The following is a 10,576-nucleotide window of genomic DNA, read 5'->3' as shown; positions in this document are numbered from 1 at the left end:
TCTTCTTGAGGATGGCTTCCTTACGCTCTGCGGGGTAACGCATGTTGATCACCTCTCAATCCGTTTAGGTGACAACTACGTTGACGCATAGGGTGGTGGCTAACCCTAAAGCTCAGGTCCAAGTCTGCTCCACCCCACGAATGAGGCGCTTGAACCGCCGCCCGTGCAGGCGAGCAACGTCCTAGGCAGGCTTGTCATCTGCAGCGTCGGGTTATCGGTGCAGAGTTACACATCTTCGGAAAAGTGACGACTGCAGTATCCATCCAGCTCGGCTCCTCCCTCGCCAGGACACAGTCAATCCATGCCTCCCGCTCGAAGGACAGCACCTTGAGCTCCCACACGCACGCCACGATTCCTGTCTGGGTCACGTCCGAAAATTCCGGGTCGTTCGGGTCACGGGAGAAGTACACATGGTGTTGCAGCATATTTTCACCCGTCCACCAGTCGAGAAGCACATAGCATCCTTCGCGTGCCTCGTGAACGATCATGACGACCACGCCATAGCGGTCGAGGGAGCCGCCGCTATTCGCCCGTATACTCATACATATAGATTGGAAGACAATCTTCTATTGTCCGCCACGCCGGCTTTTCACTTACCCACATATGGCCAGTCACTTTAACCCTTGGACTGCCATCTAACAGCCCTAAGCGAACACGCAAAAAGGAAAGCTCCCTATCAGTAGTCACATATATCGGCGAAAAGCATTTAGAGCAATAATACCTGAGCTTGCCGGGCTTAGATTCATATGCAACCAAAAACTCGGCGCCTTTCGTGATTTTAAATGAAGACCTCGCAACACGAGCGACCGCAGAATAGTCCGCGCCACTCAGTTTGCGGCATGTAGTGCAATAGCAATAGCGAACGGTCAACTCTTCCTCTTGTATACGGAACTCAACGTCGCCACAGTGGCAAGATCCGATGATCATGGATAGCACGCTCCTTTAGCTTTAACGCTCACAATAAACGGTGCGAGGAATGAGCGTCCGCGACCGCAGGGAGCTCATTTAACTGCTTTGTTAATTCATTAACGACGAGCCAGCAAAAGTCCAACCCCAGCACTACCAAGCAGTCCGGCACAAATTCGATTGAATAAGCGACGCATAGAAGGACGGGAAAACCAGTGGCGCAATGCTTTTCCAAAAAAAGCATATCCGACTTTTGCCACCCACTCTAACATTAAAAACAACGCACCTAAAAACAAGAGTTGGTATCCAACAGGACCTGTTGAATCAACGAACTGAGGCAAGAAGGCTGTAAAAATCAAAATAGCCTTGGGGTTTCCAGCCGCCAGGAAAAACTCTTGCCTCGCCAATTGGAATAGGCTTTTTCCACCCAACGCTTCGCCTCCATCGTCAGTTGGGTCTGCAATCCATAACTGAAAAGCCAACCAGAGTAGATAGAGCCCTCCGACTATTTTTATTGCGAAAAATAATCTTTCGGACGCATACAGTACTGTAGCCAGTCCTGGTTATATTTTTATGCGCTCATCGAATAAAATCCTATTAGAAAACGGATCTACCACTTCAAACATCCTATCACCCCAAGGCGCAGTCGTAATTTCTGGCCGGGAGTACCTGTAGCGCCGTGAAGTAATTTCGCGGTGCAGAGCTTCAAGCTCATCAGTATACACGAACGTTTTAGACCCAGGAGCACAATCCACAGAGTGTTCACTGAGATGAAAGACAAGATCATCTCTAGAAACCTGCATATAGACAGGAAAGCCTGGCTCAAAACGGTGCTACCAATCTTGCGCCATACCAAGGAATTCCAGGTAGAACTCTTTGGCCTTGTCCTCATCGAAGATTCGAATAATTGGGATGGCTTGAAATCTCATCCATGCTCTCCTAACACATAAGGTCAATATTAAGCGGCACCCGACTAAAGCGTCCGATGGACGGACGGCACGCCGGGAACGAACCTGAATGGTTGCTTATATTTTTTATTGTTCGACCGCGTGCACCCCAGTGAGACATTTTCCCCTAAAGAAGACTCGTAGCTGCCCCAATACATGCCTGAATCACCAGAATTCTACGCAATAGTTGCGACGACACAATCCCCTGTTGAGCAAACCTAGAAAAGATAAGGCTCATCGCATGGGTGGTATGGGGAGTGAGCGTTTAAGAAGGCACAAACCAGGACCATTCAGCGCTGTACTTTCAACAGCGCCCCGCCTGCCGTGATGAACAGGCTGCCTGTCACTCGATTAAACCAGCGTACGTGGTGTGACTGTTGGAACCATCGTCCGACTTTTGACCCAACCCGGCTGTACACGGACATCAGGGTGGTATCGATGAGCAACCAAGTCATCGCCAAGATAGCAAACTGCAAACCCTGCGGTTGGTCGACGGCAATGAAACTGGGAAACAACGCCGCGAAAAAGAGCAGGTCTTTAGGGTTACTAATACCGACAGCGAAACCGGTTCGAAACAGTTGCGAGTTCGATTGTGTTCCTGTCGGCATTGCATCGTTCACCTCCCATTGAGGCACGTCTACCGGTGCTCGCCAGTTCAGGATGCCTAGATAGATCAGGTATAGCCCACCAACGTACTTCAGTATCAGGAAGGCGGTTTCCGATGCGGCCAGGATCGCCCCCAGGCCTAAGGCCGATGCCGTCATCATGATCAGAGCAGCCAGGGCGCCGCCAAGAACGGTCGACAGGGCGCGCTGGTGACCGTGTCTCAGTCCGTGGCTGGCACACAGCAGGGCAACGGGGCCCGGAAAGGCGATCAGGGCGGTAATCACGCCGGCGTATGTTAACCAGGTTGTCAGTTCCATAAGTACATTCCCGCGCGTGAAGAATCAGAAGGGGTAGATTAAACGAGTCGCGATTCCACGGACACTCGCTTCATATCCAGCCGTTGAGCCATTCCTTGTCTCGGCCGACATTATTGGTGGAAATCGCCATCAGGACAGGACCAGCAGAAACCGCCTTGCCCGCAAAGGCCACTGATACGCCGTTCATGACCGCGGCTCCACATCGGGAACAGCGATCAGCTGCCAGTTCGCCGCGACCTCTTGAGCCGTTGCGGCCCGAACCGCGCGCAGATTTCGGGGATAGACCACACCCTCGGCCTCCACGGCCCGGGTGGCATGGAACTGTCCGTTCGCGGCGCGCAGTATCCAACCGCCTTCGGTGCATTCCGCGGATGCGAGATACGCCACCCCCGGCGCCACCTCGCCGGGGCGCAACTCATCGGGTTCATCCTCGATCCCCCACATGCGCGTCTTGGCGACGGGAGAAACCGCATTGACGATAATGCCATCCTTGGCGCCTTCGGTCGCCAGGACGTTCACCAGCCCCACCACGGCCATCTTGGCTGCCGCGTATGATGCAAGGCCATGCTGAACGTACTGGGGATACAGTGCTCGGCAGGAGGTCGTCATGACGATGCGACCATGGCCCGCTGATTTCATCGCCGGCCAGGCCGCCTGTGCGAGCCAGAGAGGGGCCTTGGCAGCGATCGCCATCATGCGGTCAAAAGCCCCGTCGTCTATCGACTCGATGCTCTGGTGAGCCACCCAGCCCGCATTGTGAATCAAGGCATCCAGTCGCCCCACGACCCTCAGGGCGTCCTCGCAGAGTGCATGGCAATCCTCACGTGAGCCGATTTCCCCGGAAATCGCTTGTACATTGAGCCCCTCCGATCGCAGCTCCTGCGCCGCCAGCGCCGCCACCCGTTGATCGGCGTCATTACCATCGGAATCGGCACCGATATCCTGGATCAGAACCGTTGCCCCGAGCTGCCCCATGCATCGGGCATACGAGAAACCGAGCCCGCGACCGGCCCCGGTGATGAGTACGACCCGGCCTTCGAAATCCACCATGCCATTGCCTCCGTTTGCCAGAAACTGTTGAGGAAACAGCGTAGAGCCGGGCCTTTGATACGAAAAATACTGCTTTTAGCACCCTGCAATACAATCATGATATCGTAAGCATGATGAATAGCCGGATATGCGAGGGATCGGGACATGGCGTTAGGTGTCCAAGCACGCATTACGCTGCGTGCGATGGAGCAATTCATTGCCGTAGCGGAGGAATTACACTTCCATCGCGCGGCCGAACGACTGAATATGTCCCAGCCGCCTCTTACCAGCGCCATCCGCAAGCTGGAGGACGATCTCGGTGTCACCCTGATCGAGCGTGGCAACCGTGTACTCGGCTTGAGCCCTGCGGGAAAGCAGTTTCTGGATGAGGCGCGTGACGTTCTTCGCCGGGCGGAACAGGCCATCACCGCCACGGTGGATGTGGCCGCGGGTCGAACGGGTGTCGTGCGTCTGGGCTATGTGGGGAGCGCTCTTTATGGTCGTTTACCGGATGTGGTTCGCGACTTCAGGACCCGCTATCCGGAGGTGCGTCTGGAGCTGCGTGAGGCAACCACGGCCGCGCAGATTGCCGCCCTACGCGAAGGTAGATTGGATGTCGGTGTGGTGATCCCACCTCTTGAGAACGCTGAAGACGTTGAACGGACACCCTTTGATAGTGATCGCTTGTGCATGGCCATCCCGCAAGATCACCCTCTCGGTGAGCGGCCGGACCCGACGCTGTCCGACCTCGCGGACGAACCGTTCATCTTGTGGCCCATGGTTGAAGGGCGCGGTTTTCATCTACAGGTTATCCGCCTTTGCGCGAATGCAGGCTTTGTACCCAGGGTCACGCAGGAAGCGTACGGAATGCACGCGGTGCTGTCGTTGGTGTCCGTCGGAGGAGGCGTCTCCGTTGTTCCCGAAAGCATGAGTGGCTTTCGTGGGGATCGGATCCGCTATCATCCATTGTCGGGGTCTGAACCTGAATTCGATCTCGTCTTGGGGCACCGTCATTTATCGCCGTCGGCACGGGCCTTCGTTCGTGCTGCCGAGGAAAAGTGGCCCGCTGCTTCACATCCCTCATAAAAGCTAGCCATTTATAAATTCAATGTAAAGTTTCCTAATACGGGAAAAGTTAGTGCTACCAATTAACGTTGAAAACCAACCAGAAAAATACGGAGCATTAACAACTTCTCAACACTCCTCATGAACCGATAGCAACCATGAAACCCGCATACCTAAAAACAAGAAAAGCGAAACTAATAAAAATACAACACCAGCCATCACGCGCTTATCGCATGCATGGCATTATTATTCAATGTTCCCATTGCTCCGAGGCCAGTCGATAGCCAAGGTTGTTTTCCTCGGCTTCAGAGACCATTTCTTGCCCAACACCACAGAAACCAATGAGTGCAGCATCTTTTTTTATCGATCAGTGCCCATGGCCCCACGCCGTGTGACTCGTAACTGGCTAAACACCACTCCATGAGCTTGCAAGTGGCGGCCTCATCACAAACGCCACCGACCGAGTGTTTCATCACTTCAGGATCGCCTCCCTCCCGCGATCACCGGTGACAAAGCCGAAGAGAAGCGGAGGCTTTGGCATCCGGTGCATGGCCGGGTTATGTGGCTAGTGCCACAATACGCCCCGGCTACCATGGCTTTATTTCGTACTAGCCGCGAGGCGCGCTCCCAAGGCAACAAATAAGGCTCCAAGGCTTCGATCCATCCACAAGCCGACTCGTTTATTTTTCCTCAAGAAGGCCCCCAACTTTGAACCCGCAACAACCAAAGGAGGTTCTATGAAAGCCGCCACAACAACAATTAAGCTTCCATGCAATAATAGTTGAGCACCCGCGGAGCCAGCGCCCTCGACGACGAACTGTGGCAAGAAAGCAAGGAAAAATACGGCCACTTTCGGATTAAGCGCAGAAACAAGAACTCCTTGCCAATAGACCGACTGTATCCGTAAGCTTCCGCCTTCATTGCTAGAGATAAATGAATCACCTTTTGAAAGGAGCATTTTGACACCCAGCCATATCAAATAAGCAGCCCCAATCCACTTGACCACTGAAAATGCCAAAGCTGATGTGGCAAGGATGGCCGACAGTCCCACTGCCGCCATAACTACATGCAACGATGCCCCTGACCATATGCCAAGCATCGCAGCAATCCCGTGTCGACGACCGCTACGTAGTGTTTGCCCTAGAATGAAGGCGATATCCGGGCCCGGGGAAAGATTCAGAAGAACCGCCGCAGATAAGAACGTCATCCAATGGACTATTGAGTAGTCAAACATACTGAATCTCTATCGTATTTAGTGGGTAGCCCCGAGTTCTTAAGCCACATAATGTACAAGGTAAGCGGCGGCCGAAGGCCGTCAGCTTGAGCGCAGAATTAGGCTCTTACCTGTCGACAGTATACTGTCCCGCCTGCCGTTCCGCTTCGCTCAGCACATAGGGCGGTACAATAGGCGTAACACCGTTCTCTGCAAAAAATGGCGACGGCTTAGCTTTTTTGAGCAGTTTGCCTTTAAGGATGAAGGGCAACACGGTTACAAAAGCCTTCATATTGAATTTTGCAGGCGTACCCGCGGGTGGCGTCCCCTTTGCATAGCGGCCCATGATGCGGCTGCGAACTGGCCCCAGCACCTGATCGAGTCTGTTGGAACCCCGGGCCGTGTACACACAGCTCAACAAGCCAATCCACGGAGTGGTCGGACGGGTATTGGCGACGGGTGTATTGCAACATGAGGTGGAAAAGCGAAACAGTCCATTTGGCGCCAGCCGTGTGCATTTCAAGTGCTCTAGTCCGCTGATAATTTCAACGTCGGCAGGGTACGCGGGAACCACCTCCGTGCCACCATTGACGTCAAGCAGATCCTCGCGCTTGATGTAACGTAGATACGATTGGCAATCATCGCAATAACAAACCAGACGTCCCGGTGTATTATTGGGAAAGGCTTTGAGCTTGGCGCGGAATTTGCCGCATTCGCACTGTACTTCCATATCGGAAATTCTCGTTGGGCCTTGTCCGAAAACTGGCTGCGCTCGAGGTAGGAACGTCGGCTGCATGGCATTTTTGCCGGGGTGCGCAGCCCCTTGGGGTAGCGGCATTGCTTGGAGTTCGGGCACGCTACCGCCCCTACCCTGCAAGCCGTGATGGCCTCGTGCCATCCCTGCGGTAGTCCCTGCGTTCCGTCGATGTCATTCGTCAGGCCGGCAATCCCTGCAGCTTTAGAGAATCAGCGTATGCAAGAGTGGCGATAGATGCAAAACGGCAGTTAGTCGTTGAGGACGTGGTGCGCGGAAACGCCCTCCCCGTCGAGGCCACCGGGCCGGGCGCTGACGGAGAGAGCGTAGGAAGGGAAAGTTACGAGGTGGCGATACCGGCCCTGGCAGCGCGGGCGGCATGCAGCTTCCGGTAGCTATCGATCAGGCGCTGGTGCCTCTCCAGGCCTTGCAGCGCCATGCCGGTCGGGGTCAACCCATGGAAGCGTACCTCGCCGTTGACCGAGCCGATCACCGCTTCCATGGTTTGCACACCGAACAGACGCTCGAGGTTGTCGCGGTAATCGGAAAGCTCGAGCTCGTCGTCCAGGGCGATCTCCAGCACGGCCTGAACCGCCTGATAGAACAGGCCCCGCTCGACGGTGTTGTCGTTGTACTGCAGAAAGGCCTCGACTCGCTCAAGGGCTTCCTCGTGCCGTTGCAGCGCCAGGTCGATCAACAGCTTCAACTCGAGAATGGTCAGCTGCCCCCAGACGGTGTTCTCGTCGAACTCGATGCCGATCAGGGTGATGATGTCCATCTGCTCGTCGAGCGGGCTCTCCTCGAGGCGCTCGAGCAGGTCGGCCAACTGCCGATCGTCCAGGGCGTGAACGTTCAGGATATCCTCGCGGAACAACAGCGCCATGTTGGTGTTGTCCCAGACCAGATCCTCCACGGGGTAGACCTCGGAATAGCCCGGCACCAGGATGCGACATACCGGCGCGCCCAGGTCCTCGAAAACGGCCATGTAGGCTTCGTGACCCAGCGCCTCGAGAATGCCGAACAGGCTGGCGGCCTCTTCCTCCGTACTGCTGGAACCGCTGCCGGAGAAATCCCACTCGCAGAAGTCGTAATCGGCACGGGCGCTGAAGAAGCGCCAGGAGACCACCCCCGAAGAATCGATGAAGTGCTCGACGAAGTTGTTGGGCTCGGTAACGGCCAGCGAGTTGAAGGTAGGCGCCGGAAAGTCGTTCAGCCCCTCGAAGCTGCGCCCCTGCAGCAACTCGGTCAGGCTGCGCTCCAACGCCACCTCGAAGCTCGGATGCGCACCGAAGGAGGCGAACACGCCGCCGGTCCTGGGATTCATCAGGGTCACGCACATCACCGGGAACTGACCGCCCAGAGAGGCATCCTTGACCAGCACGGGAAAGCCCTGGGCCTCCAGCGCCTCGATGCCCGCCAGAATGTCGGGGTACTTCTCGAGGACCTCCCGGGGGACGTCCGGCAGGGCGAGCTCCTCCTCGATGATCTGCTTCTTCACCGCCCGCTCGAATATCTCGGAAAGGCACTGTACCTGGGCTTCCGGCAGCGTGTTGCCGGCGCTCATGCCGTTGCTGAGATAGAGGTTCTCGATCAGATTGGAGGGAAAGTAGACCGTCTCGCCGTCCGACTGGCGCACGAAAGGCAGCGAGACGATGCCGCGTTTCATCTTGCCGGAGTTGGTGTCGATCAGATGCGAGCCGCGCAGCTCGCCCTCCGGATCGAAGATCGCCCGGCAGTGCTCGTCCAGGATGCCCGCCGGCAGCGCGTCGCCCGGCCCGGGCTGAAACCATTCCTCGTTGGGATAGTGGACGAAGGCGCTATTCGCGATCTCCTCGCCGAAGAACTGATCGTTGTAGAAGAAGTTGCAGCTCAGCCGCTCGATGAACTCGCCCAGCGCCGAGCACAGCGCGCTCTCCTTGGTGGCACCCTTGCCGTTGGTGAAGCACATCGGCGAGGCGGCGTCGCGAATGTGCAGCGACCACACGTGCGGCACGATGTTGCGCCATGAGGCGATCTCGATCTTCATGCCGAGGTCTGCCAGGATGCCCGTCATGTTGGCGATGGTCTGCTCCAGCGGCAGATCCTTGCCCTCGATCCAGGTACCCTCGCCGCGCTCGGCCCCCTGGGGCACGCCCGTCAGCATGGCCTGGGCGTCCTCGTCGATGTTCTCCACCGACTCGACCTGGAACTCGGGGCCGGTCTGCACCACCTTCTTCACCGTGCAGCGGTCGATGGAGCGCAGGATGCCTTGGCGGTCCTTGTCGGAAAGATCTGCCGGCAGCTCGACCTGGATCTTGAAGATCTGCTGATAGCGGTTCTCTGGGTCGACGATGTTGTTCTGCGACAGCCGGATGTTCTCGGTGGGGATGTTCCGCGCGTTGCAGTACACCTTGACGAAGTAGGCCGCACACATGGCCGACGACGCCAGGAAGTAGTCGAACGGGCCGGGGGCAGAGTCGTCGCCCTTGTAGCGGATGGGCTGGTCGGAGATGACCGTGAAGTCGTCGAACTTGGCCTCCAGGCGGAGGTTGTCGAGATAGTTGACCTTGATTTCCATGGGGGCACCGGAGGTTTTGCGTGGGCAGCACGAGGCGGCAAACCCGCCATTATCCAGTTTTCGACGCGCCTCGTCTTGGGCGGCGGCAAAAAATCCGCCGGGGCACGCGCTACATGCCGTACTCGCGCTCCACCTTGGCGATGCGCACCCGAAAATCGGCATACCAGCGCTCGTGTCCCAACCGCTGGGCCTCGCGGTGCTCGGCGTGCCGCTTCCAGTTCTTGATGGCTTCCAGACTCTCCCAGTAGGAGACGGTGATGCCCAGCCCCTCGCGGGCGGACTCGATGCCGAGAAAGCCGGGCTGCGAGGCGGCCAGCGCCACCATGCGCTCGGCCATGGCACCGTAGCCGTGATCGCCTTCGGTGCGATGGCTGCTGAAGATCACGGCGTAGTAAGGCGGTTCAGGGGTATTGGCGATATCGGACATGGGTGAGCCCCAGGATTGCGTTGACCGATGGAGATGGGTGACGGCTACTCAGCCTCCTTGTACACCAGCAGCTCCCCCTTGCCGACGGGAACCAGCGACATGGTGAGCGCTTCGTTCGCTTCGATCCAGGCGACGAAGTCGCGGATTTCCCGTTCGAGGGAGATGGCGTTGTCGCAGACCAGCAGCCCACCGGCTTTCAACCGCGCGAACAGCCTATCGGCCAGGGGAAGATACAGGGACCTGTCCGCGTCGAGGAAAATGACATCGACCGTCTCGGGTACGGCGGACAGCGCTTGCCTGACATCGCCTACCAGTTGCGTCACGCGAGAGGCCATGCCCGCCCTTTCGATGTTGTCGCGGGCTTCCCTGGCCTTGGCCTCCTGGTGCTCGATGGTATGGACCTGGCCCTCGTCCGGCACGGCCGAGGCCAGCCACAGCGTGGAATACCCATTGGAGGTGCCGATTTCGAGAACCGTTGTGGCGCCGACCGCCTTGACCAGCAGCGCCAGGAACTCACCGGTATCGCGCGTGATGTTCAGGTATCGCTTGTCTTTCTGCGTTTGAACGGCGTCGTTCCGGCTTCCCAGTGCTTCGAGTTCCGACAGCAGGTTTTCGAGAATCGAGTCGGAGGCTTGCATCGTTCTTGCGTCCCTGTGTTCCGTGACCGTGTCCTTCCCTGGCCCGTTGCCGGAGCCTGGATGTTTCAGACTATGCCAAGCCGTGCACCTCTGCAAAGCCACGCGTTCTCGTCAGCG

10 protein-coding genes and 1 pseudogene are annotated in these 10,576 nt (G+C 57.0%); 1 reads left to right on the top strand and 10 read right to left on the bottom strand.

Annotation, left to right across the window (positions count from 1 at the left end):
- Positions 1-522: 522 nt before the first annotated feature.
- From BLP96_RS20560 to BLP96_RS02025, 5 genes and pseudogenes are all read right to left on the bottom strand, one after another.
- Complete coding sequence (locus BLP96_RS20560; protein WP_089682540.1) at positions 523-927, bottom strand: GFA family protein; 405 nt, start codon at positions 925-927, stop codon at positions 523-525.
- Positions 928-1,025: 98 nt separating this feature from the next.
- The gene (locus BLP96_RS02040) at positions 1,026-1,463 is read right to left on the bottom strand and encodes a LysE family translocator (RefSeq protein ID WP_089682538.1); all 438 of its coding nucleotides are present in this window, start codon (positions 1,461-1,463) and stop codon (positions 1,026-1,028) included.
- 6 nt (positions 1,464-1,469) lie between these two features.
- A pseudogene (locus BLP96_RS20290) lies at positions 1,470-1,835 on the bottom strand (glyoxalase superfamily protein).
- A gap of 308 nt (positions 1,836-2,143) precedes the next feature.
- The gene (locus BLP96_RS02030) at positions 2,144-2,776 is read right to left on the bottom strand and encodes a LysE family translocator (protein ID WP_089682536.1); all 633 of its coding nucleotides are present in this window, start codon (positions 2,774-2,776) and stop codon (positions 2,144-2,146) included.
- Positions 2,777-2,959: 183 nt separating this feature from the next.
- Complete coding sequence (locus BLP96_RS02025; RefSeq protein ID WP_089682533.1) at positions 2,960-3,826, bottom strand: SDR family NAD(P)-dependent oxidoreductase; 867 nt, start codon at positions 3,824-3,826, stop codon at positions 2,960-2,962.
- Between the two features lie 144 nt (positions 3,827-3,970).
- Here BLP96_RS02025 and BLP96_RS02020 point away from each other — a divergent pair, with 144 nt between their 5' ends.
- Positions 3,971-4,891 carry a LysR family transcriptional regulator gene (locus BLP96_RS02020; RefSeq protein WP_089682531.1) on the top strand — a complete coding sequence of 307 codons (921 nt, stop codon included), beginning with the start codon at positions 3,971-3,973 and terminating at the stop codon, positions 4,889-4,891.
- Between the two features lie 577 nt (positions 4,892-5,468).
- Here BLP96_RS02020 and BLP96_RS02010 read toward each other — a convergent pair.
- The 5 genes from BLP96_RS02010 to BLP96_RS01995 form a co-directional block, all read right to left on the bottom strand.
- Positions 5,469-6,104, bottom strand: coding sequence for a LysE family translocator (locus BLP96_RS02010; protein WP_089682529.1), 636 nt, complete (start codon positions 6,102-6,104; stop codon positions 5,469-5,471).
- A 106-nt stretch (positions 6,105-6,210) separates the two neighbouring features.
- Positions 6,211-6,813: a DUF6151 family protein gene (locus BLP96_RS19760; protein ID WP_176761429.1), complete on the bottom strand. Its 603-nt coding sequence runs from the start codon at positions 6,811-6,813 to the stop codon at positions 6,211-6,213.
- Positions 6,814-7,177: 364 nt separating this feature from the next.
- A complete protein-coding gene (locus BLP96_RS02005) occupies positions 7,178-9,394 on the bottom strand; it encodes an OsmC domain/YcaO domain-containing protein (RefSeq protein ID WP_089682527.1) in 2,217 nt (738 codons plus the stop codon).
- 109 nt (positions 9,395-9,503) lie between these two features.
- The gene (locus BLP96_RS02000; protein WP_089682524.1) at positions 9,504-9,821 is read right to left on the bottom strand and encodes an antibiotic biosynthesis monooxygenase family protein; all 318 of its coding nucleotides are present in this window, start codon (positions 9,819-9,821) and stop codon (positions 9,504-9,506) included.
- A 44-nt stretch (positions 9,822-9,865) separates the two neighbouring features.
- Positions 9,866-10,561, bottom strand: a complete 696-nt coding sequence (locus BLP96_RS01995) for an O-methyltransferase (RefSeq protein ID WP_245682126.1) — start codon at positions 10,559-10,561, stop codon at positions 9,866-9,868.
- Between the last annotated feature and the right edge of the window lie 15 nt (positions 10,562-10,576).

It is taken from the genome of Billgrantia gudaonensis, assembly GCF_900100195.1.
Lineage (GTDB): Bacteria > Pseudomonadota > Gammaproteobacteria > Pseudomonadales > Halomonadaceae > Halomonas > Halomonas gudaonensis.
This window is presented reverse-complemented; position numbering and strand designations above follow the sequence as displayed.